17 protein-coding genes, 1 pseudogene, 1 riboswitch and 1 other annotated feature are annotated in these 23794 nt (G+C 55.7%); of the genes and pseudogenes, 13 read left to right on the forward strand and 5 right to left on the reverse strand.

What is annotated here, in order from left to right; all coding sequences use genetic code 11:
- The 3 genes and pseudogenes from hrpB to N0M98_RS20850 all read right to left on the reverse strand — a co-directional run.
- The coding region (hrpB, locus tag N0M98_RS20840; RefSeq protein ID WP_259619027.1) for an ATP-dependent helicase HrpB at positions 1-1269 on the reverse strand (1269 nt) is incomplete at its 3' end.
- 400 nt (positions 1270-1669) lie between these two features.
- Positions 1670-1897, reverse strand: coding sequence for a 3-dehydroquinate dehydratase (locus N0M98_RS20845; protein ID WP_249864706.1), 228 nt, complete (start codon positions 1895-1897; stop codon positions 1670-1672).
- A gap of 250 nt (positions 1898-2147) precedes the next feature.
- Positions 2148-2287, reverse strand: a pseudogene (locus N0M98_RS20850) (cell wall hydrolase); the annotation flags it as partial.
- Positions 2288-2384: 97 nt separating this feature from the next.
- On the opposite strand from N0M98_RS20850, the gene N0M98_RS20855 reads away from it, so the two are divergent.
- From N0M98_RS20855 to N0M98_RS20890, 8 genes are all read left to right on the forward strand, one after another.
- The gene (locus tag N0M98_RS20855) at positions 2385-4730 is read left to right on the forward strand and encodes a helix-turn-helix domain-containing protein (protein ID WP_259619028.1); all 2346 of its coding nucleotides are present in this window, start codon (positions 2385-2387) and stop codon (positions 4728-4730) included.
- Between the two features lie 421 nt (positions 4731-5151).
- Positions 5152-6057 carry an ABC transporter permease gene (locus N0M98_RS20860; protein WP_259619062.1) on the forward strand — a complete coding sequence of 302 codons (906 nt, stop codon included), beginning with the start codon at positions 5152-5154 and terminating at the stop codon, positions 6055-6057.
- A gap of 18 nt (positions 6058-6075) precedes the next feature.
- On the forward strand, positions 6076-6960 hold the full coding sequence (locus N0M98_RS20865; RefSeq protein ID WP_249864704.1) for a carbohydrate ABC transporter permease: 885 nt from the start codon (positions 6076-6078) through the stop codon (positions 6958-6960).
- Positions 6961-7096: 136 nt separating this feature from the next.
- Entirely contained in the window at positions 7097-8650 is a 1554-nt protein-coding gene (locus N0M98_RS20870; RefSeq protein WP_259619029.1) for an extracellular solute-binding protein, read from the forward strand.
- A 316-nt stretch (positions 8651-8966) separates the two neighbouring features.
- Complete coding sequence (locus N0M98_RS20875; RefSeq protein WP_259619030.1) at positions 8967-9665, forward strand: DUF1961 family protein; 699 nt, start codon at positions 8967-8969, stop codon at positions 9663-9665.
- A 3-nt stretch (positions 9666-9668) separates the two neighbouring features.
- Positions 9669-10358 (forward strand): rhamnogalacturonan acetylesterase, encoded by a 690-nt coding sequence (locus tag N0M98_RS20880; protein ID WP_259619031.1) that lies wholly within the window; start codon positions 9669-9671, stop codon positions 10356-10358.
- A gap of 21 nt (positions 10359-10379) precedes the next feature.
- Positions 10380-12980 (forward strand): exo-rhamnogalacturonan lyase family protein, encoded by a 2601-nt coding sequence (locus tag N0M98_RS20885; protein ID WP_259619032.1) that lies wholly within the window; start codon positions 10380-10382, stop codon positions 12978-12980.
- Between the two features lie 373 nt (positions 12981-13353).
- Complete coding sequence (locus N0M98_RS20890; RefSeq protein ID WP_259619033.1) at positions 13354-14691, forward strand: ABC transporter substrate-binding protein; 1338 nt, start codon at positions 13354-13356, stop codon at positions 14689-14691.
- A 162-nt stretch (positions 14692-14853) separates the two neighbouring features.
- On the opposite strand, the gene N0M98_RS20895 is transcribed toward N0M98_RS20890, so the two are convergent.
- The gene (locus N0M98_RS20895; protein WP_249864698.1) at positions 14854-16053 is read right to left on the reverse strand and encodes an aminotransferase class I/II-fold pyridoxal phosphate-dependent enzyme; all 1200 of its coding nucleotides are present in this window, start codon (positions 16051-16053) and stop codon (positions 14854-14856) included.
- A 293-nt stretch (positions 16054-16346) separates the two neighbouring features.
- Positions 16347-16559 (reverse strand) — a binding site (T-box leader).
- A gap of 220 nt (positions 16560-16779) precedes the next feature.
- Between N0M98_RS20895 and N0M98_RS20900 the strand changes: the two genes are divergently transcribed.
- Positions 16780-17616 carry an amidohydrolase family protein gene (locus N0M98_RS20900; RefSeq protein WP_259619034.1) on the forward strand — a complete coding sequence of 279 codons (837 nt, stop codon included), beginning with the start codon at positions 16780-16782 and terminating at the stop codon, positions 17614-17616.
- 15 nt (positions 17617-17631) lie between these two features.
- Positions 17632-18735, forward strand: a complete 1104-nt coding sequence (locus N0M98_RS20905; RefSeq protein WP_259619035.1) for a lactonase family protein — start codon at positions 17632-17634, stop codon at positions 18733-18735.
- A 164-nt stretch (positions 18736-18899) separates the two neighbouring features.
- Here N0M98_RS20905 and N0M98_RS20910 read toward each other — a convergent pair whose 3' ends face one another.
- Positions 18900-19355 (reverse strand): MarR family winged helix-turn-helix transcriptional regulator, encoded by a 456-nt coding sequence (locus tag N0M98_RS20910; RefSeq protein ID WP_249864695.1) that lies wholly within the window; start codon positions 19353-19355, stop codon positions 18900-18902.
- A 266-nt stretch (positions 19356-19621) separates the two neighbouring features.
- Here N0M98_RS20910 and N0M98_RS20915 point away from each other — a divergent pair, with 266 nt between their 5' ends.
- From N0M98_RS20915 to nrdE, 3 genes are all read left to right on the forward strand, one after another.
- On the forward strand, positions 19622-20395 hold the full coding sequence (locus tag N0M98_RS20915) for a type III pantothenate kinase (RefSeq protein WP_259619036.1): 774 nt from the start codon (positions 19622-19624) through the stop codon (positions 20393-20395).
- Positions 20396-20730: 335 nt separating this feature from the next.
- Positions 20731-20932, forward strand: a riboswitch (cobalamin riboswitch).
- A 418-nt stretch (positions 20933-21350) separates the two neighbouring features.
- Complete coding sequence (gene nrdI, locus N0M98_RS20920; RefSeq protein WP_249864693.1) at positions 21351-21710, forward strand: class Ib ribonucleoside-diphosphate reductase assembly flavoprotein NrdI; 360 nt, start codon at positions 21351-21353, stop codon at positions 21708-21710.
- Positions 21697-23781 carry a class 1b ribonucleoside-diphosphate reductase subunit alpha gene (gene nrdE / locus N0M98_RS20925; protein ID WP_249864692.1) on the forward strand — a complete coding sequence of 695 codons (2085 nt, stop codon included), beginning with the start codon at positions 21697-21699 and terminating at the stop codon, positions 23779-23781. The genes nrdI and nrdE overlap by 14 nt, the downstream gene beginning before the upstream one ends.
- Positions 23782-23794: the final 13 nt, after the last annotated feature.

Consider the following 23794-nt stretch of genomic DNA (forward strand, 5'->3'; position numbering starts at 1 on the left):
CAGCCCGAGCGCGGCCATGCGCTTGCCGTGCGCCGTGACGGCGCCGTCCGCGGCCAGCGCGCCGAGCCGGGCGAGCAGCTCGCGCGCCTGCGCGAAGGCGGCCGCCGGCGGCGGGTCGAGCCAGCGTAGCTGCGCCGGGTCGCTGACGCCCCACTCCGCGAGCTCCAGCGCCAGCGGCGCGAGATCGGCCTCGGCGATCTCGGGGACGCCGCGCGCCGGCAAGCTTCGGTCGTCGGCTTCCGTCCACAGCCGGTAACAGACGCCCGGAGCCGTACGGCCTGCCCGGCCGCGCCGCTGATCGGCGGAGGCGCGCGATACGGCGACCGTCTCCAGCCGGGTCATGCCCGTTCGCGGCGAGAAGCGCGGCACGCGCATCAGACCGGCGTCGATCACGACGCGGACGCCTTCGACGGTCAGCGACGATTCGGCGATCGTCGTGGCGAGCACGACCTTGCGCTGACCAGGTTTGCCGGGAGCTATCGCGCGATCCTGCTCTTCCTGCGGCAAATTGCCGTAGAGAGGCGCGACCATGACCGCGCCGCGCATCGCCGAAGCCGCAAGATGCTCGTGGAGCAGCGCGGCGGCGCGGCGAATTTCTCCTTCGCCGGGCAGGAAGACGAGAATGTCGCCTTCGTCCTGCTCCAAGGCGTTCAGAATCGAGCGGACGGCGACCGGTTCGATGCGTCCTTCCGGTCGTCGGCTCGCGAATCTCGTCTCAACCGGATAGCTGCGGCCTTCGCTGGCGACGACCGGAGCTTGTCCGAGCATAGCGGCCACCGGCTCCGCGTCGAGCGTTGCGGACATGACGAGAATGCGCAGATCGTCCCGCAGGACGGATTGCGCCTCAAGACATAGCGCGAGTCCGAGGTCGGCGTGAAGGGAGCGTTCGTGGAATTCGTCGAAGATGACGATTCCGACGTCCTCCAGCGCCGGATCGGACTGCAGCATGCGGGTGAGAATCCCTTCGGTGACGACTTCGATGCGGGTGTCCGGGCCGACTTTCGTATCCAGTCGAACCCGGTACCCTACGGTCCGGCCTACGTCCTCGTTCAGCGCGGCGGACATGTAGCGGGCCGCAGAACGTGCGGCCAGCCGCCGAGGCTCCAGCATGATGATGCGCCGGCCGTTCAGCCACGGCTCGTTGAGTAAGGCCGGCGGGACGCGCGTCGTCTTGCCTGCTCCCGGCGGAGCGACCAGAACGGCGGAAGTGCGCTCGCGGAGCGCCGGCAGAAGATCGGGAATAACGGAATCAATCGGTAACGCGTTCATGAAATCACTCTTTCTCATCCTTACAGCGTACTGGTGATATGATGGATGGCCTTGTAAGGCCGTTTGTTCACCGGTCATATAGTGATATTATACCGTCCGGCGCGCGGAAAAGGAAAAAGCAATTTTTGCGGGCGCCATTCGGCCGTTCGTACAGATTGACGGGATTGTAACCGTTTTCATAATAATCCAAATCAAAACTAGCGTCTGCGAAAACGAAAAAAGAAGCCTGTCCGCAGCCGAACCGGTATGAAATGCGGGTTATACAGCCAATCGCGGGCGCACTTATAAAGACAGGCTGACGCAGATCGGGACTTGCCTGCAGGCGCAGTCCGGGGCAAGGCAGGCGCGGGCCTCGGCCGAGGCCCGAATAACCTGACATGAATGAAACGCAAGTCTCATATCAATAAAGGGACAGAGCAAGCGTATCTCTCTCATTCAAGGAATGAAGTATAGCTTCGCAGCCGACAATTTCGATGCTGATCAAAGAATCGAGACATTTTTTGATCGCTTTGCGGCCTTTGGTCACTTTGGATTCCAAAGCGGATTTTAATAGATTAAACTTTTTATTTGTTTTCTCATCGGTGTACACAGGCACAGTTTTGTTTTGAACAGTAATAAATAGTTTCATCAATGATCACCAACCTAATATTGGATATGTAAATAGGATATATTACGATTATTAAAATAACATTAAAAAAGTTTTACAATTTGACTACAGAATCTATTATCTTTGCGAAGTCTTACTAATAAGACGAAAGATAGATGGAAAAGGTTACACATGGATACAGAAAAATTTGCAATTATCAGCGTGCAATCATCGCCGAATCAGCCTGGTATCAGGGAATCGGCAAAAAGCCTCCGAGGGCGCAGTCCTATGAATCGGAGCCGTTTGCTCTGATTCTATTAATCCCCACATGGCCTACGGGCAGCATCCCCTGTTCTCCTTCGCCTTCCGCCTCCGCACCAGTAGCTTTGCCGACAGCGCAATGTCCTTCCGTTCTCCAAATGAATAACCAATCAAAAGACGATCTGTTCAAAATAAAACGGTTGAAAACAAAAATAAATAAAGGTATGTTATAAAAAGCGACTATACATAAGCTTGGTGGTGAAGTGGATTGCCCGATACGCTGAAATTGCGCTTGACGCATTGGGGCTCCCGCTTTTATGGCGGCAAAGGAACGCATTATCGTAAAATATTGATTCTTATCTTATTGATCGCGAGCATCCCCGGTCTGATCACAGGCGCGCTTATTTATTGGTTTGTCGGGGGAACCATCGAGAATGAGCTGCTGCAGCTGCACAAAAATCAAATTGTGAAGCGCGCCGAGCATATCGACGGGCAGTTTGCCAATATGGAGCTGGCGATGTCTCACGGCGCGCTCGATACGAAGTTTGATTACAGCTTGAAGGAAACCGATTTCTACACGCAGTTTGCCGTGACCCGCGACATTTCCAAAACGATCGTGCTGATGCAGGGCGCCATGCCGCTGGCCAAATCGCTCGATCTGTATATTGACGGAAAAATGCCCGCTCACTTTAATCCGGAATTCAGCTTGATCGATATTCAGTCGGATGAATGGAAGCAGTTCAAATCTATCACCATGAAAGCGCCGAACGTATTTTGGACTATGGTGCTGACGAACACCAAGGCGGGAACGACCACGGACTTGGCGCTCGTGCACAAAATTCCCGGAGGCGTCTCCGAGCCGTTCGGACTTATGGTCGCCAGGCTTGACCGGGACAATGTCGTCTCTTTGTTGAAAACGGTTGCTCCTTATGACGAAGGCGAAGCCTTCATGATGCAGGAGGACGGAACGGAGCTAATTTCGACCGGCGGCGGCAGCAATCGGGAATCGTCCCTGATCGAAGCGGTCAAGAAGGAAGTGCTCGGCCGCGGCGGCGTTCAGCAGATGTCGTTCTTGTTCAAATGGGACAAGAATACGTATTCCGTTTCGGCAGGCGCTCTGGAGCGTATCGACAGCAGGTGGATCTACGTATCGATCGCTCCGATCAGCGCCATCAAGAAGCCGATCGTATTTCTGTCCCAGGCGATCGTGCTGGTGAGCTGCGCCGGCCTGCTGCTCGCCGCCGTGCTGGCGTGGATTGCATCCAGGCGAATTTACTCGCCGCTGCACCAGCTTGTGCGCCTGCTTAGCGGAGGCAAGCTGACGCAAGGAAACGAATTCGAGCTGATCGAGCGGCATTGGGAGCATATGAACCGGGAGAGCCTGGAGCTGCAGAGCAAGCTGGAGCAGCAGCTGCCGCAGGTGAAGGAAGGGTTTTTGCTTCAGCTGATTCAAGGCTATTTGTCCGCTTATTCGGAGGAAGATCTGATCGAGCGGATGCATCATTACGGCTGGAACACCGAGCAGCGGCAGTATATCGTCCTGTATATTCAGCTGGTCGGCATGTCCCAGCTCGACACGGTCGGCCGGTTTTCGCACGGGGACGAAGGGCTCATTACGTTCGCGGCGGCGAATATGGCGGAGGAAATCGCGCGCGAGCGGTTCGACGACTGCCATGTCATTAACTTCCATAACTTAACCGCAGGGCTGCTGATCAGCATTCCGCAGGGCGATTCCTGCCAAGCGGAGCTCAAGCAGCTGAGCGAAGCGTTGATGCAGACGATTAACCGGATTTTGAAGATGCAAGTTACGATTACGCTGAGCAAGGCGACGACTCAGATTAGAAAAATCCCGCTTTTGTTCGAGGAAGCGAAGCTGGCGCTTAGCTACCGAAACTTCGGCAACGAGAATCAGATCATCGATCTGGATGCGTTCAGCCGGACGGAGGAGGAGCAGCCGTTCCAATACCCGTTTTCGCTGGAGCGCGATATTATTCAAGCGATGCGGATGGGGCAGGAGAGCGAGGCGGAGAGCCACATCCGGGCGTTTATGGAGACGCTGGCCGCCGACGGCGTGAAGGAAATGGACGTGCAGCAAGGGGTGATGAACCTGCTCGGTTCGTTGGAGCACGCGATGATGCAGTCCGGCATGAATCCGAATCAGCTGTTCAAATCGGCGAATATGTTCGAGCAGCTCGGACAGCTGCGGGAGCCGGAGCAAATCGAAAAGTGGTTCGTGCATAAAGTGATTGGCCCGTTCATCGCGGCGATGGAAAGCCGCGCCGATTTCCAGCTCAAAAAAATGATCGAGCAGGCGATGCTCTACATACAGGCCCACTATATGAACGATATTTCTCTCGACAGCTGCGCCGAGCATTGCGGCACGAACGCTTTCGTCCTGAGCCGGACGTTCAAGCAGGTTTCGGGCAAAAATTTCATCGATTATTTGACCGATCTGCGGATGGAAAAAGCGAAGGAGATGCTGCGCAACTCCGATCTCAAGATCAACGAGGTATCGGAGCGCGTCGGTTACCAGCACAGTTATTTCAACCGCATTTTCAAAAAATACGAAGGCGTTACGCCGAGTCAATATCGCGATATGAGCCGCAAAAGTTAGCTTTGCCAGGAGAAGCTCCGCTCTTCACCATGCTCCGGCAAGAGCGGGCGCCTTCGGGGAAACGTTGTTCACCGGCGGCTCGATAGCACATGAAAACCCGCTCCTGGAGCGGGTTTTTCGCGTTTTCATCAAGAAAAGAGTAGATTTGCCAAAGAAGTGTAAACGCCAGAAACTGCCGGATCAAGAATGTCTAATTGAAAACAAACGGCCCTTCCAACACAATGTGACTTATGAATCAGCCGAACGACGAAACGAATCGAAACCGAATCAAAACCGAATCGAAACTTGAAAGCTTATAAGTGCTTAAATCGGAATTTGTCGCATAGGTGAACATGATATTCGTATAGGGAGTGAAACTATGGGCCACACAACAACGACAGACACGATCCGCGGGACGAAGGAGCGGAAACGGCAAAGCGCCATGGAATGGTTTCTCGGCAGGCTGAAGAGAGATAAATGGATGTATTTGCTGCTGCTGCCCGGCTTGCTTTACTTTTTAATTTTTAAATATGTGCCGATGTGGGGCGTCCTGCTCGCCTTCAAAAACTATCAGCCTTTTACGGGCTTCTGGAACAGCGAATGGGTCGGGCTCGAGCATTTCCGCAACTTTTTCCAAAATCCCGACTTCGGCCGCCTGCTCAGAAACACGCTGCTGCTGTCGTTCTACAATCTGGTATTTTTCTTTCCGGCGCCGATCGTCATTGCGCTTCTGCTCAACGAGATCCGCAAAGACCTTTATAAACGGACGATTCAGACGCTTATTTATGTGCCGCATTTCATATCGATGGTGATCGTGGCGAGTATTTCCTACGTATTTCTGACGACGGAAGGCGGTATTGTCAACAGCCTGCTCGAGCAGTATACCGGTCATAAGCTCGACTTCTTATCCGATCCGAGCTGGTTCCGGCCGCTCATTATTTTGCAGACGATGTGGAAAGAATGCGGTTGGGGCACGATCATCTTCCTCGCGGCGTTAGCCGGGGTAGATACCGAGCAGTATGAGGCGGCGATCGTCGACGGCGCGAATCGCTGGCGCCAAATGTGGCATATTACGCTGCCTTCCGTGCGCAGCACGATCATCATTTTGCTGATTTTGCGCGTGGGCGACGTTCTGGAGAACGGCTTCGAGCAAATTTACTTGATGACCAACGCCTTGAACCGCGAAGTCGCCGACGTATTCGACACCTACGTCTATATGATGGGGATTACCCAAGGGGCGTTCAGCTACAGTACCGCGGTCGGATTGTTCAAATCGATCGTCGGCGTCATCCTTGTCTTCACAAGCAATTATTTGGCCAAGCGGTTCGGCCAATCCGGTATTTACTAAATAAAGGGGTGGAAATAAGTGGGGAGACATCATAGAAGCTTTTTGGGCAACTTGTTCGACGGCATCAACTACGTCGTTCTCGGACTTCTCGGTCTATTGACGATACTGCCGTTCCTGTACGTGATCGCCGGCTCCTTCGCTACCGAAGCGGAGCTGACGCAGCGGGCGTTCTTCCTCGTACCGAAGACGTTCTCGCTATCGGGCTACCGGTTTATCTTTTCTTCCGACACGCTCTTCCGCAGCATTCTCGTCTCGGTCTATGTGACGGCGATGGGAACGCTGGTCAATCTGCTATTTACCGTCACGATGGCGTATGCGCTTGCGCGCCGCGACTTGATGGGCCGGAATACGATTCTGAATCTCGTGCTGTTCTCGATGCTGTTCTCCGGGGGCATGATCCCGACGTATTTGATCGTCAAAAATCTCGGCCTGCTCGATTCCTATTGGGCTTTGATGCTGCCGGGCGCGATCAGCGCGTTTAACCTGATCGTCGTCAAAAACTTTTTCCAGGAGCTGCCCCCGGGACTCGAAGAAGCGGCCAAAATCGACGGCTGCACCGAGCTCGGCGTGCTGTGGAGAATCGTTCTGCCGCTGTCGAAGCCGGTGCTGGCGACCTTCGGCCTGTTCTATGCGGTAGGCCATTGGAACAACTTTTTCCAGGCGCTGCTCTACATCAACGATCCGGACAAATGGCCTTTGCAGGTGATGCTGCGGCAGCTGGTCATGCTGTCCCAGGGCAGCATCGGGGATATGAGTCAGCTCGACCCGACGTTCGTCCAGCCGCCGGAGCAAACGATCAAAATGGCCGTTATCGTCGTGGGAACGATTCCGATTCTGCTGGTGTATCCGTTCCTGCAAAAGCATTTTGCCAAAGGGGTATTGATCGGTTCGATCAAAGGCTGACGGCCGCTTTCGACCGACGGGCTCCCCGCACTGCCGTATGAGGATAGGCGCTCGCAGTGCGGGTTCATATAAATAGCTAGAACCTATCACCCATTTATATTATTCTATGAAGAGATCAAAGGGAGGCAATCATGGTATGAAATCCACCAAAAAATCGATGAAGCGCTGGGCAAGCGGAGTTATGCTTTCCGCCATCGCCGTGACGGCGGTAACCGGCTGTGCCGCAAACGGCGGCGATAAAGCTTCCGCGGGCAAAGAAGGCGGCTCTGCGGCGCAAGGTCCGCTTGAGCTGAGCATTATGCTTCCGGCGTTCAAGCCGACGTTTCCCAAGGACGGCAGCCCGGTCGTCGCCGAGCTGGAGAAGTACACGAATACGAAAATTCATCTGGACTGGGTGCCGGACTCTTCCTATGCGGACAAAATCAATATTACGCTGGCGTCGGGCAAGCTGCCGACCGTCATGGTCATCAAGGACAAGACGGCGAGCTTCATCAATGCGGCGCGATCCGGCGCGTTCTGGGAAGTCGGGCCCTATTTGAAAGATTATCCGAACTTGAGCAAAGCCAATCCGATCGTCAACAACAATATTTCGGTCGACGGCAAAATTTACGGCATTTACCGCGCCAGACCGCTCGGCCGCAACGGCATCGTCTACCGCAAGGAGTGGCTGGATAATCTTGGCATGCAAGAGCCGAAGACGATCGACGACTTTTATAACATGCTGAAAGCCTTTACAACCAAAGATCCGGATAAAAACGGCAAAAACGATACGTACGGCATGGTCATTTCCAAATATACCGGACCGTTCGACATTATGCAGACCTGGTTCGGCGTTCCGAACAAATGGGGGACGGACGAGAGCGGCAAGCTGATTCCTGCCCATTATACGCCGGAATATATGGAAGCTTTGAAATTTTTCAAAAAGCTGTATGACGAGAAGCTGATCAATGCGGACTTTGCCGTGATGGACTCGAACAAATGGACCGACCCGATCGTCAACGGCCAGGCGGGCGTTATCGTCGACGTCACGGATAACGCGGCACGGATCGACGAAAAGATTCACAAGGCGCTGGAGCAGGCGGGCAAGGACGACAAGAACAAATATTTCATGGACATTCTGGGCTCCGTCGCCGGACCTAAGGGCAATCGCGCGCTGCCTACCTCCGGGTATGCGGGCATGCTGGCGATTTCCAAATCGACGGTCAAAACCGAGGCCGAGCTTCGCCAGGTGCTCGCCTTCCTGGATAAGTTGAATGACGAAACGGCGCAAAATCTCGGCTTTAACGGCATCGAAGGCAAGCATTACAAGAAAGTGGAAGGCGGTATCGAGCCGGCGAAGGACACGACCTTGATGGATCAGGAATTAAGCGGCTTGAACCAAATGTTCATGGGCATTCCGGAAAACCGCTATTTGGAGGTCGTGCAAACTCCGGTTCGCATTAAATCCAATGAAGTGCAGAAAGCGAACGAATCCATCGTCGTGGCGAACCCGGCCGAACCGCTCGTGTCTAACGTATACGCGCAAAAAGGACCGCAGCTGGATAACATCATCAACGATGCGAGAACGAAATTTATCGTAGGCCAGATCGACGAGGCGGGCTTTAAAGCGGCGGTAGAGCTGTGGAAGAAGAGCGGCGGCGACGACTACGTCAAAGAAATCAATGACCTGTACCAGGCCTCCAAGAAATAAGGCTGCGGGCAAGGGCCGTGTCATTGCGACACGGTCCTTTTGGCCTGTTAGCGGGAGTGACGCCGCCAGCCGCTTTGTATGAGCGGCTGGCGGCGCGGCGCGGCGCGGAAACAGCCGATATGCAGCAGTTAACCCGAAGGCCGCGGCCCGCGAAACGGCGGGCTCAAGACCGGGCCGGCCGATTCAGCCTATTGCAAGGAAGTGGAAGCGGTGCAATAAAGTATTAAGCAATGCTGCCCCCGGCTCAAAAATCTACAATGGCCGGAAAAGCGGATGTGCGGTACATTGGTACTACACTATAAGGGGGAGACAGCAGATGACGGCAATCGATTCATCATTGTATTCATTGGGCGAACGCATCTATCATAATCCGTTCGCCAAGGAAAAGGATGTCGGCGATTTTATTATGGAAGGACAGGCGGCGATCATCTTTCCGCAAGGCAGAATGCGCATGGAAAACGTGCTGGACCCGAAGCTTGGCCAACAGGCGAACTTCGTGTTCTGGTGTCCTGTGGATTTCCCGGACTCCATAGCGGCGACCTGGGAATTTTGGCCGGTCCGCGAGCCGGGTCTCTGCATGACGTTTTTCTCTGCCGCGGGCGCTCAAGGGGAAGACCTGTTCGACGCCGGACTGGCGCCGCGGACAGGCGTATACCCCGAGTATCATCACGGCGATATGAACGCTTATCATGTCTCATACTTCCGCCGCAAGGAGGCGGACGAGCGCAGCTTCCATACGTGCAATCTGCGCAAAAGCTTCGGACTTCATCTGGTTGCGCAAGGAGGCGACCCGATTCCTTCCGTCGGAGATGCGGCCGGCCCGTATCGAATCAAGCTGCTGAAATGGCAGGATGAGATCGTATTCATGATCAATGAGATGACGGTATTTCAGTGGAAGGACGACGGCGTAACGTACGGCAAACGGCTCGAAGGAGGCAAAATCGGCTTCAGGCAGCTGGCGCCGATGATCGGCGAGTATGCGAATTTGAATGTTTATGCATTGGAGAGAGGATAGCTTATGACAAACGCAATACGAATTTATATCGCCGGCGATTCCACGGCGGCGAGCTACCCGGCGGATCAAGCGCCGATGGCCGGGTGGGGGCAGATGCTCGGCGCGCTGCTGACGGCGGAAGCCGAAGTGCATAACCACGCTTCCTGCGGCCGGAGCTCCAAGAGCTTCATCGCCGAAGGGCGCCTCAAGCCCATCGCGGAGGGGCTTCGCCAGGGCGACTATTTGTTCGTCCAATTCGGACATAACGACGAGAAGCCGGACGAGCAGCGGCACACGGAGCCGTTCACGACGTATCTGGATCACCTGATGCAGTATATTGCCGCAGCCCGGAAGAAGGGAGCGGTGCCGGTCCTGTTCACCTCCGTCGCCCGCCGGCATTTCGATGCGGACGGGCAGCTGCTGGCTACGCACGGCGATTACCCGGAAGCGATGAAGAAGCTGGCCGCCGAGCAGGACGTGCTGCTGATCGATATGGAGGCGAAGACCGGCGAGCTGTACCGCAAGCTGGGGCCGGAAGATTCAAAGCGGCTGTTCACGTGGCTGGAGCCCGGCGAGCACCCGAATTATCCGGACGGCGCGCGGGATAACACGCATTTCAACGAGCGCGGAGCGATGGAGGTCGCGCGCATTGCGGCGGCCGAGCTTGCGGCGTTATATCCGGGATTATCGCATTATTTCCGCAAGGTCCAATAAGGTGAGGGAGAGGACTTAACGATGAGCGTACAAACCGATCGTATAGAGCTGAAATGGCTGGGAACGAAAGGTCATGCCGCCGACGGGCTGGGAGTGACCTGGGGGATACCGTGGGCGGAAGGGCAGCTGCAGCGCGACGAACCGCTTGCTCTTACGGGAGCCGGCGGAGAAGCGGTGCCTGTGCAAAGCTGGCCGACGGCTTATTGGCCCGACGGCAGCGTGAAATGGTCCGCGCATGCGGCGTCTATCGCCGGAGAGCGTTCGGATGCGTATTATTTGAGCAAAGGCGCGCCCGCCGCGGCGGCAGGCGTTAAGGTGACGTCCTCGGACGATGAGGTGGTCGTCGATACCGGCAGCATCGTCTGCCGGTTGAACCGCGAAGGCTCGTCGCTGATCCGCTCGATTCAACGCGGCGGCTCGCTTGTCTGCACCGGCGGCCGGCTCCTCTGCATCCGCGAGGAGCGCCATGCGACATCGGGCGTGGTGACGAGGAAGGAGCATCCGTTCTCCAGCGTCATCTCGAGCGTCGCAGTCGAACAAAGCGGTCCGGTGCGCGCCGTCGTGCGGATCGAGGGCAACCATAAGCTTCACGCCGGTGTGCGGGAATGGCTGCCGTTCTCGCTGCGGCTCTATTTCTATGCGGGACAGCCTACGATCAAAGCTATCCACACGTTCAAGTTCGACGGCAACCCGCATATGGATTTTATCAAAGGGCTCGGCATGACGTTCAAGGTGCCGATGAACGGGCCGCTGTACAACCGTCACGTCCGGTTCGCCGGAGATGCCGGGATCTTCGCCGAATCGCCGAAGCATTTGATGACGATCCGTACGTCCGGCAAGTACGAGGAATTGTTCCGCCGCCAGACCGCCGGAGAACCGGTCAGCTTCGATCCCGAAGAGGACGAGCGCTTCATCGGGCTTATTGAGGAGTCGGCCGTATGGGACGACTTCAAGCTCGTGCAAAGCTCGGCCGATTCGTATACTATTACGAAGCGAACGCAGGAGGGCTGCGCTTGGATTCGCGCGGCGTTCGGACAGCGCTCGCTCGGCACCGCCTACGCCGGAGGCGAGAACGGCGGCTTGAGCGTCGGCGTGCGCAATTTCTGGAAGAAGTATCCTTCCTCGCTGGAGCTTCATCATACGTCCAAGGAAGAGGCGGAGCTGACGGCATGGTTCTGGTCGCCGGACGCCGAGCCGATGGATTTGCGTCATTACGATACGACGACTCATCTGCAATCGTCGTACGAAGGCTTCGACGAGATGCGCAGCACGCCGTACGGCATAGCGAATACGAGCGAGCTGGCGCTCGGCTGCTACGAACGGACGCCGAGCCATGCCGAGCTTCATGCGGCGGCGCTCGAATGCCAATCCCCGTCTCTGCTCGTATGCCGCCCCGAGCATTATTATGAAGCCCGAGCCTTCGGCATCTGGAGTCTTCCGAACCGCAGCACATCCGCTCACGCGCGGCTGGAAGACCAGCTGGACGCGGCGATCGAGTTCTACAAGGAAGAAATCGAGCAGCGCCGCTGGTACGGCTTCTGGGACTACGGCGACGTTATGCACAGCTACGATCCGACCCGCCATACGTGGCGCTACGATATCGGCGGCTGCGCTTGGCAAAATACCGAGCTCGTGCCGAATATGTGGCTGTGGTACATGTTCCTCCGTTCCGGACGCGAGGATATATTCCGCTTGGCCGAGGCGATGACGCGCCATACGAGCGAAGTCGACGTCTATCACTTCGGCGAATACGCCGGCCTCGGCTCCCGGCATAACGTCGTTCACTGGGGCTGCGGCTGCAAGGAAGCGCGGATCGGCATGGCCGGGCTTCACCGCTTCTACTATTATTTGACCGCGGACGAGCGGATCGGCGACATTATGAACGAAGTGACCGATTCGGATTATACGACGGTTCATCTGGACCCGATGCGGTACTACTTCCCGAAAGACGAATACCCGACCCATGCCCGCGTAGGTCCGGATTGGGCGGCTTTCAGCTCCAACTGGATGACCCGCTGGGAGCGTTATGAGGATACTTCTTACCGCGACAAGCTGCTGGTCGGAATCGAAAGCTTGAAGAGGATGCCGAATCGGATGAAAAACCTCGCGGTGCACGGCTACGATCCGAAAACCGGTAAGCTGTACGACATGGGCAATAACGCCGGCGGCCATTTGGCGATCTGCATGGGCGGTCCGCAGGTGTGGATGGAATTGGCCTTCATGCTTAAGGACCCCGAATGGGAAACCATGCTGGCGGAGATCGGCGAATTTTACAATTTGCCGAGAGAGGTGAAGGAGGAGAAGCTTGTCGGCGAACTGGGCAAGGGAGGGTATTCCTGGCCGATGTTCTCTACCGGCATCGCCGCCTATGCCGCGTCCCGCAATCAGGATGCCGCTTTGGCGCAGCTGGCTTGGTCGATCCTGCTGAACGACGAGGTCGGCAATGTTCATTTGGGCCATAGTGCGCAAGCGGTAGACGAGCTCGGTTATATCCGCCCGATCCGGGAAATTCCCTGGATCGCCACGAATACGGTATCCCAATGGTCGCTCAACGCCATCGTATGCCTGGAACTGATCGGACCGTCTCTTGCGCAAGCGGAAGCGGCGGCCGGATCGGACTAAGCCTGCCGGATGATGCCGGATGGACAGCCGAATAAAGCGCAAAGCTCGCATCACATCCGTGATCGGGCCTTTGTGCTTGTTTAGGAAATGATGCGCAGCCATCTCCTGTGGATATCCGGGGGCTCCCCCGAAAGTAATGTCTAACCATAGAACGATCCCAGCGGAATGGTTAGACGCCGATCCAGCTGAAGCTGGATGCGGACGGAATAAGCTTCAGAGCATCACGTCACTACCCTGGAAATTACTCTTGTTACCCCATTTCCATTGTCTGTGGTGCCGCGTAGCGGCATGGATGGCTTTTGGGGGATTTGTCCCGGCTTTGTATGTCATATTTTTCATGAAAAGGAATAAAAAGAGAGGGGAATTACGCCATATGAAATGGAAAACGGCGAGCACGTTAGCCTTATTATCCGCTGTAAGCCTGATTGGAAGCGCATGCAGCGGCGGATCGGGCTCGGGCTCCGGCGACTCGGAGGAGGTCAAGGACGCATCGGCCAAGGAAAGCAAAGATCCGGTCGAGCTCGTATTTTACTCGATGAGCCGCGATTCGGAGGCGAGCTTTAACGAACGGTACGGAGACGCGATCCGCAAAAAATTTCCGAATTACACGATCAAATACATACAGCGGGCACAGGGCAGCGATCTGCCCGATCTGATCAACGCCGGCACGCGCATCGATATCCATTGGGATTCGATCGGCTCCTTTCCTTCCAGCAACATGGTGTACGAGCTCAGCTACGACATGTCGGACCTGATCAAGAAGCATCAGGTGGATTTGAGCCGGTTCGAGCCTTCCCTGATCGATGCGATGAAGCAGCTCGGCAACGGCGCGATCTACGGCCTCCCGGTCTATAACGAGCGCATGGCGCTGTTCTACAACAAAGACCTGTTCGACAAGCTGAACGTGCCGTATCCGCAGGACGGCATGACCTGGACCGAGCTGGACGAGCTGGCGAAGAAGCTGAATGTGGAGAAGGACGGCGTCTTGTACACCGGGTTTTCGCCTTCGGTCAATCATTTGTTCCTGACGAATCAATACTCGCTTCCGCTCCTCGATAAGAGCGCGATGCGCCCCACGATTACGAATGAAAAGTGGAAGCAGGTTCTGGAGCTGCAGCTGCTGCAGCCGACGCAAAATCCGGTCTACCAAAAGGCGATGCAGGCGAACAAGGGCAAAATTCTCGACCTGAATCAATTCGCCAAAGATCAGTCGCTGGCCATGTTCATTTCTTCCCCTTTAATGCCGCTTGTGATGAAAGAAGAGCTGTCCAAATTTAACTGGGATATCGTCTCGGAGCCTACGATGCCGGACGCGCCGGGCGTCGGCCCGCAGTCGTACCCCGGATATTTCGCCATTACGAAAATGGCCAAAGATAAGGACGCGGCGATGGAAGTCATCAAATATTTGACCTCCGACGAATACCAGATGGAGTATGCGAAGAAGGGAATTATGACCTCGCTGAAAAGCGAAGAGATTCAAAAGGCGCTCGGACAGGAGAGCGCGTTCAAGGGCAAAAATTTCGGCGCGTTCTTCTATAATAAGTTCCCGGCCATCGCGGATAAAACCGTGGAAGAGAGTCAGGTTCCGATTCTCGCCACCTATACGAAAAACTTGAACAAGCTTTCCGCCGGAGAGATGGACATCAACACCATGATGCGGACGGCGGACGAAGAAGCAAGCAAGCTGCTCGACGGCTTGAAGAAGAAGTAGCCCTGCGGCGGCAGGGATAGGAAGGACTTCCGGGCGAATATGCCCGGAAGTCCTTCTGATTGTTGGCGTTGGCGGAAATAACGGCCGCTGTTTTCGCTTGGGCAGAGCGCGCCGCCTGGCCGGTCAGCGGCCGGGCGGCAGGCTCCGTAAGCGGGCGTTCCTTTAGCCGGATACGATCGCGGTTCCTTGCTGCCGCAGCTCGTGCAGAAAGCTTCCCATCCGTTCGATGGCTTCGGTCAAGTTCTGCACCGAGGAGGCGTAGGAGCAGCGGATATGCCCTTCGCCGCATTCCCCCAGCACGTTGCCGGGGACGACCGCAACCTTCTTCGATTCCAGCAGCCGCTGGGCGAACTGCTCCGAGGTCATCCCGGTAGCCTTAATCGACGGGAAAGCGTAGAAGGCGCCTTTCGGTTCGAAGCAGGAGAGGCCGATCTCCTCGAATCCTTTGAGCACGAGGCGTCTGCGCTGATCGTACGAAGCGACCATCTGCTTCATCTCCTCCGTGCCGTTGCGCAGCGCTTCGACAGCCGCTCTCTGCGTGGTGATAGGCGCGCAGATCATCGTGTACTGGTGAATCTTGGTCATGGCCGCAATGACCTCCGGATGACCGCAGGCATAGCCGAGCCTCCAGCCTGTCATCGCGTAAGCTTTGGAGAAGCCGTTCAGCAGTATCGTCCGGTCTCTCATTCCGGGCAGCTCGGCGAAGCAGGTATGCTCCCCGACATAGGTCAGCTTATCGTACACTTCGTCGGAGATGACGATCAAATCGTGCTTCTCCACGACTTTGGCGATTTTCAGCAGCTCCTCGCGCGGCATCGTAGCTCCGGTAGGATTGTTCGGATAATTGATCAAGAGCGCCTTCGTGCGAGGCGTTATCGCCGCTTCCAGCTGCTCGGCCGTAATCCGGAATTCGTTGGCCGCGTCGGAAGGCAAAGGCACGGCCACGCCTCCCGCCATGACGGTGCACGGGGAGTAGGAAACATAGCAGGGCTCGGCGATCAGCACCTCGTCTCCGGGGTGGATGATCGTGCGCAGCGCCAGATCGACCGCCTCGCTGACGCCGACGGTAACGAGCACTTCGCTGCGCGGCTCGTACCGCACGTTATACCACTCGTGCAAGTGGCGAGCGATTTCTTCCCTTAGCTCCAGCAAGCCCGCGTTGGAAGTATACATCGTATAACCGTCGCGCAAGGACGAAATCCCGGTTTCGCGAATGTTCCACGGCGTGACGAAATCGGGCTCCCCGACGCCGAGGGAAATAACGCCTTTCATCTCGGAAGCCATATCGAAAAAACGGCGAATCCCTGACGGCGGAATGTTTCTGATCGTAGGAGAAATGCGTTCGGACCAATTGAATTGCATAACAGTTCACCAGCTCTCTTAAATTTGGAAAAAACAAAAAGCTCCCGTCCCCGGAAAGGGACGAGAGCATAGCTCACGCGTTACCACCCTAATTGACATAATGATGCCAGGTTATCCGACGCGGCACTATGGGGCGGCGGAAACCGGCTCTGCCGATGCCGCGCCAGCGGTCGCACGGGAAGGGTTCCGGGACCGTTCTCCCTAAACAAGGGGGAACAAGTCCGTCGTTATCCGCAGGAGAAGATGAACGCTGCCGTCGCTTCTTGAAGCAGCAAAAAAAGCTCCCATCCCCGGAAAGGGACGAGAGCTTAGCTCACGCGGTACCACCCAAATTGACATTATTATGTCCACTCTTATCCTATAACGGGGATCACCGGCCTGCTCTTACTCAAAGATTCAGAGGGCGACTCCGGGGCGGCTTTCGGCAGGGCTTCCTATCCGGGCTCTCACCGTCCCCGGATCGCTTGATAATCCACCTTGACTACTTTCCCCATCACGGTCTGTTCGTTACTAAATTATTGAGAATAATACCATGCTGCTTCGGCGCTGTCAACCGGCTTTTTGCAACGGCTTGTCCCGTAACGCCGGAATCGTATGGCGGCGCCGCCCCTTGGTTACACTAGCGCAGGGGAGATGCGGATGTTGTGAAACGGCAGAACATGTATTATCATCAGACATGGAAGAGGAAGAAACTAGCAAGTTTGATTTTAACGGTATGGGGAGGAAATGACGTTGAGAATTGATGCGCATCAGCATTACTGGAAGCTGGACCGCGGGGATTACGATTGGCTTTCCCCGGAGACGCCCGTGCTGTACCGCGATTTTTTGCCGGCGCAGCTTGAAGAGCATCTGCAGGCTCACGGCATCGACAAGTCGATCGTCGTTCAGGCCGCGCCGACGCTCGCCGAGACCGAGTTTATGCTGAGCCTTTGCGGACAAAGCCGGACGATAGCCGGAGTGGTCGGCTGGATGGACCTGGAAGATCCCGCTTTCCGGGACCATTACGCGGCGTTTAAAGCCAATCCGTTTTTCAAAGGAATACGCGTCATGCTCCAGGACATCGACATGGAATTCGCGTTTCGCCCGGCCGTTTTGGAAGCGCTGCGATTTTTCGAGCAAGAGCGCTTTCCGGTCGATCTGCTGATCAAGACCCATCAGCTGGAGGACACGCGCAAACTGCTTAAGCTGCTGCCCGATTTGCACGCGGTCATCGATCATATCGCCAAGCCGGTCATCTCGGCGCATGAGAGCGAACCGTGGACAACGCATATCGCGGCGATAGCCGCAGAGCATCCGAACGTGTACTGCAAGCTGTCCGGCATGGTGACGGAGGCGGATCACCGCAATTGGAGCGAAGCGGATTTCGTTCCGTACGTGCGGCATGTCGTCGAGCATTTCGGTCCGGAGCGCATCATGTACGGCAGCGATTGGCCGGTATGCCTGCTGGCCGCCGAGTACGGCGAAGTGTACGGGCTGCTGGAATCGACGCTGCCGGAGCATTTGTCCGAGGCGGAGCGGGAGCAAATTTTCGGTCTTACCGCCGCCCGGTTTTACAGATTGTAGAAGGGACTGATCCTGATGCCAACGGCAAGCGGCAACAACGTATTCATGTATGTAGGCTCCTATACGCATAAAGAAGCGGCCGGTATATCCGTATACCGGTGCAATCCGGCCGAGGGAGCGTTCGAGCTGGTTCAGCAGGTGACGGGGCTTCGCAACGCTTCTTTCTTGACGATCGATTCAAAGAGACAGATGCTGTACGCAGTCAGCGAGGTTCAAGAAACGGACGGCGAGCCGGGAGGAGCCGTTGCCTGCTATGCGATCGACCGCGCTTCCGGGAAGCTGTCCGAGCGCGGAGAGCGCCAGTTTACCCGCGGCAGCGATCCTTGCTACGTCAGCTTAAGCCAAGCGGGAGCGGAGCCGAGCTTGCTGGCCGCCAACTACTCGGGCGGCAGCATAGCGAGGTTTCCTCTGACCGGACCGGGGGGATCGATCCGGCCGGCGGCTCAGGTGATTCGTCATGAAGGAGCGAGCAAGGCGACGGACAGGCAGCTGGAGCCGCACCCCCACTCCATCGTTCCCGATTGGAACGAACGGTACGCCATCGTGCCGGATCTTGGCCGGGACAAGCTGGTCGTGTACCGCATCGGCAGCGGCAGCGAGCTTGAGCCTCATGGGGAGACGGATACGGAGAAAGGCGCGGGGCCTCGGCATTTGGCGTTTCTTCCCGCACTAAACCGCATCTATGCGATCAATGAGCTGAACTGTACGATCGCCGTGTACGATTATGATACAAGCGAAGGGAGATTGGCTGCGCTTCAGTCGATCGGCACGCTGCCGGATGATTTTGACGGGACGAATACGTCCGCCGATCTTCACTTATCTCCGGACGGACGGTTTCTTTACGGCTCCAATCGCGGCCACGACAGCATAGCGGTTTACGCGGTGAACGAAGCGGACGGCCTGCTCGCTCTGGTGGAGCACGTTCACACCCGCGGACGGACGCCGCGTAATTTCGCGGTAACCCCGGACGGGCAATATTTGCTTGCCGCCAACCAGGAGTCCGACGACATTACGGTTTTCCGCCGCCGCGAGGATGACGGGAAGCTGGAGTGGACCGGCCATCGGATCGCCGTCTCCGAGCCGGTTTGCATCGCAATGATGACTGCTGCCGGCGCTTGACAAGCGCTGCGTCGGACAGGCCGTTTCCCCCAGCTTGGCTGACGCCTTGCCGGGAGGAAGCGGCCTTTTGTCTGCGGCTTTTCGGATATATCCGACACTGATGGTCGTTCGCCAATGACAGCGGTTTCAATAAACGTCATTTTCCACTTTAAGGAGCTCGTGATTCAATTGTTTTTTTCAGCGTTGTCGTTGTAAGCGCTTAACAAGCTTTCCATTTTATCGGCAAATTCGATGTACTGCCGGATATCCTCTTCGGACGCCTGATGAAAGATCACTTCGGCTTCGTTAAAAATTTGCTTGCGCAAATTGCACATCTTTTCTTTGCCGGCCTGTGTCATCTGCACATAAATAATGCGGCGATCTTCTTGGGAACGGATTCGTTCTACGAACTGCTGCCGTTCCAGCTTATCGACAAGACTGGTCGCGGCTCCCAGCGTAATGCACAAATAGTCGGCGATATCGTTCATTTTCATGGATTGCTGCTCCAGCTGGAAGATGACCGAAATCGTCGAGTGGTTAAGATAGGGGTTTTTATTAATCTGCTGTATCGCTCGCTTCAGCTGTCTGCTCATGGCCAACAGCCTTCGTAACAGCAATGTCGAATCTTGTTCTCTGCTCATCGCAAAATCTCCTAACTAATAGACATAAATTGATGTTATTTTACTACATTACGGCGAAAATGAACATGGCGGCGTCGAATTTAGGCGAATAAACACACTCCCTATAAAATCAATGTAACCTTCCGTCATGCGTTTCATACCGCGCGCCGTAAAGGTTTTCGGCCTGTCCGCCGGCAGGTTAAAATAAATTTCCGCTTCGCCTTGTAGCGGCGACTCTTCGAATTGTTTATAATAGCAATGACATGTTGGACACAGGAGAATGAGCGATGCAGGAAAACATACTAGTCATCGACGTCGGCAACACGAATATGAAGCTGGCGGTTTACGGCGGGACGAGCCTGAACCAATTTTGGAGAATCACTACGCAGCGCGATATGACTGCGGAAGAGCTGTGGATCGTGCTGCGCCAGTTGTTTGTCCGGAGCCGGTTTGATTATTCCGCGTTGGGAGGCGTCGTGATCAGCACGGTCGTACCGTCCCTATTGGCGGCGCTGCGCGAAGTTTCCCGTCGTCATCTGGGATTGGAGCCGCTTGTATTCGGACCCGGGATCAAAACCGGTCTCACCATCAAAACCGATCATCCCGCGCAGGTCGGATCGGACCGGATCGCCAGCGCGATAGCGGCCCTTCAGTTTTATGGCGCGCCCGTCATTGTGATCGGTCTCGGAACGGCGACGACGATCAATGTCGTGGACGACAAAAAGCAATTTCTCGGCGGAGCGATTTTGCCCGGCGGATTTATATCGGCCGAGGCGCTGTACCAAAATACGGCTCAGCTGCCTTCGGTGAATATTACCAGCCCCGAGAGGGGGCTTAGCCATGATACGTCGTCCAGCATGATGTACGGCATTGTGAACGGAATCGCCGGGCAGGTCGACGGGATCGTGACCAGAATGAAGGAAGAGACGGGACTGCCTTTTACGGTGGTCGCCTCGGGGGGCTTGTCGGAGCTGATCTCGCCCGAGTCGCGGACGATCCAGCATACGCATCCGGATCTTGTGCTCGAAGGCTTGCGCATCGCTTGGGAGTTAAACCGCTAGATGCCGGAAGCCCGCTGCCGAAGAAGACGAAGCAAGCGGAAACCGGCTGCGGAAGCGTCGGCGTTCGCCCTTGTCCCCGGATTTCAACCGGCATTTTCCGCATGGCGCGATCGGCGTTTTTACCGCATTTCTATAAGCAGTTTATAGCGAAGCCTTGCAAGGACGAACGACCGCGTTCAGGAGCAAGCAGCATGAACCCCGGCTCTCCTTTTGCCATAAGGCTTCTTCGCCTTGCCGGGAGCGGGGCGGCGAAAGATTGCGTCCGGTTTTGTGCAGAGTGGGACAAATGTATCATTGACAATCACAATATATTGAGGTACATTTAATTCTGCATTCTATATATTGTGCTGATCGGTGCTTTTCGCTTGTTTGAAGCGTTAAGCTTAAAAGGGAAGTCCGGTGCAATTCCGGCACGGTCCCGCCACTGTAAGGGAGGAGCTTCGCGCCAAAAGCCACTGGGATGATCAGCATTCCGGGAAGGCGGCGAGGAAGCCGGGATTCCCGAGTCAGGAGACCTGCCTATCAGTTTGCCACTACCTACGGAGAATAGGGAAGTGTCGGATTCGTACGTACATACGCTTACGGTTGGTTGTTAACCGTAGAGCTTTTCGTCCAGAATGCGCATCCGGCTTCCGCCGAAAGAAGCGCTTTTTTTGTTGTTTAGGAAATGATGCGCGGCAATTTCCTGTGGAAATCCGGGGGCTCCCCCGAAAGTAATGTCTAACCATAGAACGATCCCAGCGGAATGGTTTGACGCCGATCCAGCTGAAGCTGGATGCGGACGGAATAAGCTTCAGAGCATCACGTCACTTTTGGGGGATTTGTTCCTGCTCAAGAAACGGCTTCAGAGAAGCGTTTCACGTTTGCAGGATTTTGTCCTGCTGATTTTTTTTGATATGGCGCCAATCTATCAGAAATTTTGATAGGTTCGGAAACAGGAGAGGAGAACACCGATATGCTGATTGCTTACGACTCCAAAACCGGCAATGTGGAACGGTTCGTCGGCAAGCTGAATGTGCCCTCGGTCAAAATCGAGGAGAATATGACGATTGACGAACCGTTTGTGCTCGTCACCTACACGACCGGTTTCGGCCAGCCTCCTGAGAAGGTGCTTCATTTCCTGAAGCGCAACTATCGCCGCCTGGCCGGCGTATCGGCAAGCGGCAACCGCAATTGGGGGAACAACTTTGCCGTCAGCGCGGACCGGATCGCCCGCATGTACGGCGTACCGGTGCTGACCAAATTCGAATTATCGGGCACGTCCCGCGATGTAGAGCAATTCATGAAGGAGATGAGCGCGGTTGCGTCATATTGAATTAAACAATCAGTTGATGAGACGGGAAGACGACGGCTTCTTCCGGCTGGATATGGACCGGGAAGCGGTGGACGCATTTATGGAAGAGGTATTTGCCAAAAGCCAAACGTTCCTCTCCCATACCGATAAAGTAAAGCAAATGATTGCCCTTAACTACTACGAGAATGTGTACGAGCAGTACACCGAGCAGGAGGTCGAGGAAGTTTACAAGCTGACGCACGGCTACAATTTCCGGTTTTCCTCGTATATGGCGGCCTCGAAATTTTATACGGATTATGCGTTGAAGAGCAACGATCACTCCCGTTATCTGGAGCATTATCCGGACCGCGTGTCGATCGTTGCCCTGCATCTTGCGCAGGGCGATGCGGCGACGGCATTGACGCTGGCGGCGTCGATGATGGAACAGCGGCTTCAGCCGGCCACGCCGACGTTCTTGAACGCGGGCAAGAGCCGCCGTGGCGAGATGGTTTCGTGCTTCCTGCTGGAAGTGGACGATTCGCTGAACGCGATCAATTATACGCTTGCCACATGCATGCAGCTGTCCAAGGTCGGAGGCGGCGTTGCCGTCAACTTATCCAAGCTGCGCGGGCGCGGTGAGCCGATCAAAGGCGTGGAAGGGGCGGCCAAGGGCATCATGCCGGTGCTGAAGCTGATGGAGGACGCCTTCTCTTACGCGGATCAGATGGGTCAACGCAAAGGGTCGGGAGCGGCCTATTACAATATTTTCGGCTGGGACGTCATGGAGCTTCTCGACAGCAAAAAAATCAATGCCGACGAGAAAAGCCGTCTCAAGACGCTGTCCATAGGCTTGATCGTGCCCGGCAAGTTTTACGAGCTGGCGGAGCGCAACGAGCCGCTTCACGTGTTCGCTCCTTATTCGGTGTTCCGCGCCTACGGCCGGCATCTCGACGATATGGATATGGACGACATGTACGATAAGCTGCTTGCCGACGAGCGCGTAAACAAAAAGGTAATTATGTCGGCGCGCGACATGCTGGTGAAGATTGCCGCCATTCAGCTCGAATCGGGATACCCGTACATGATGAACAAAACGAACGCGAACCGGCAGCATGCGCTGAAGGCGCTCGGCAGCATCAAAATGTCCAACCTGTGCACGGAAATTTTCCAGCTGCAGGAGACATCGGAGATCGGCGATTACGGACAGCAGGACATCATTCGCCGGGACATCTGCTGTAATCTGGCCTCGCTCAATATCGTCAACGTGATGGAGCAGCGCAAAATCCGCGAGTCCGTCCACGAAGGCATGATCGCGCTGACGGCGGTCAGCGACATGACGACGGTAGCCAATGCGCCCGGCGTGGTCAAGGCGAACCGCGAGCTGCATTCGGTCGGTCTCGGCGCGATGAACCTGCACGGCTATTTGTCGAAAAACCATATTACGTACGAAAGCGATGCGGCCCAAGAATTCGCTCGCGCTTTCTTTATGGCGGTCAATTATTACTCGATCGAGAAAAGCATGGAGATCGCCCGCGAACGCGGCATAACCTTCGAAGGCTTCGAGCGTTCCGATTATGCGACGGGCGCCTACTTCGACCGATATACGAATACCGACTATCGTCCGGTTTCCGACCGAATCGGTCAGCTGTTCGAAGGGATGACGCTGCCGTCGCCCGCAGATTGGCTTGAATTGAAGGAAAAGGTGGCGAAGCACGGTATGTACCATGCTTACCGTCTTGCGATCGCGCCGACCCAGAGCATATCGTATATCCAAAACGCCACGTCTAGCGTCATGCCGATCGTTCAGCAGATCGAGACGCGCACATACGCTAACTCGACGACCTATTACCCGATGCCGTTTTTGTCCAGAGACAATGTGTTTTACTACAAATCGGCTTATAATATGAACCAGTTCAAGGTGATCGATCTGATCGCGGAAATTCAGCAGCACGTCGACCAAGGCATTTCCACCGTTCTTCACGTCAATAGCGACGTGACGACGAGAGATTTGGCGCGCTACTATATTTACGCGGCCCGCAAAGGGCTCAAGTCGCTCTACTATACGAGGACAAATCGCCTGACGGTGGAAGAATGCATCAGCTGCTCCGTATGATCAAGATGAGCGG

Origin of the sequence: Paenibacillus doosanensis, from assembly GCF_025060755.1 — a bacterium.
In the GTDB taxonomy this organism is placed as follows: domain Bacteria; phylum Bacillota; class Bacilli; order Paenibacillales; family NBRC-103111; genus Paenibacillus_S; species Paenibacillus_S doosanensis.

Excerpts from the sequence above, each read along its gene's own strand:
- N0M98_RS20900 (WP_259619034.1), top strand. The coding sequence starts at position 16,780 with ATGACGTTGAGAATTGATGCGCATCAGCATTACTGGAAGCTGGACCGC.
- N0M98_RS20870 (WP_259619029.1), top strand. The coding sequence starts at position 7,097 with ATGAAATCCACCAAAAAATCGATGAAGCGCTGGGCAAGCGGAGTTATG.
- N0M98_RS20885 (WP_259619032.1), top strand. The coding sequence starts at position 10,380 with ATGAGCGTACAAACCGATCGTATAGAGCTGAAATGGCTGGGAACGAAA.
- N0M98_RS20895 (WP_249864698.1), bottom strand. The coding sequence starts at position 16,053 with ATGCAATTCAATTGGTCCGAACGCATTTCTCCTACGATCAGAAACATT.
- N0M98_RS20880 (WP_259619031.1), top strand. The coding sequence starts at position 9,669 with ATGACAAACGCAATACGAATTTATATCGCCGGCGATTCCACGGCGGCG.
- N0M98_RS20915 (WP_259619036.1), top strand. The coding sequence starts at position 19,622 with ATGCAGGAAAACATACTAGTCATCGACGTCGGCAACACGAATATGAAG.
- N0M98_RS20860 (WP_259619062.1), top strand. The coding sequence starts at position 5,152 with ATGGAATGGTTTCTCGGCAGGCTGAAGAGAGATAAATGGATGTATTTG.
- nrdI (WP_249864693.1), top strand. The coding sequence starts at position 21,351 with ATGCTGATTGCTTACGACTCCAAAACCGGCAATGTGGAACGGTTCGTC.
- N0M98_RS20845 (WP_249864706.1), bottom strand. The coding sequence starts at position 1,897 with ATGAAACTATTTATTACTGTTCAAAACAAAACTGTGCCTGTGTACACC.
- N0M98_RS20890 (WP_259619033.1), top strand. The coding sequence starts at position 13,354 with ATGAAATGGAAAACGGCGAGCACGTTAGCCTTATTATCCGCTGTAAGC.
- N0M98_RS20875 (WP_259619030.1), top strand. The coding sequence starts at position 8,967 with ATGACGGCAATCGATTCATCATTGTATTCATTGGGCGAACGCATCTAT.
- N0M98_RS20910 (WP_249864695.1), bottom strand. The coding sequence starts at position 19,355 with ATGAGCAGAGAACAAGATTCGACATTGCTGTTACGAAGGCTGTTGGCC.
- N0M98_RS20905 (WP_259619035.1), top strand. The coding sequence starts at position 17,632 with ATGCCAACGGCAAGCGGCAACAACGTATTCATGTATGTAGGCTCCTAT.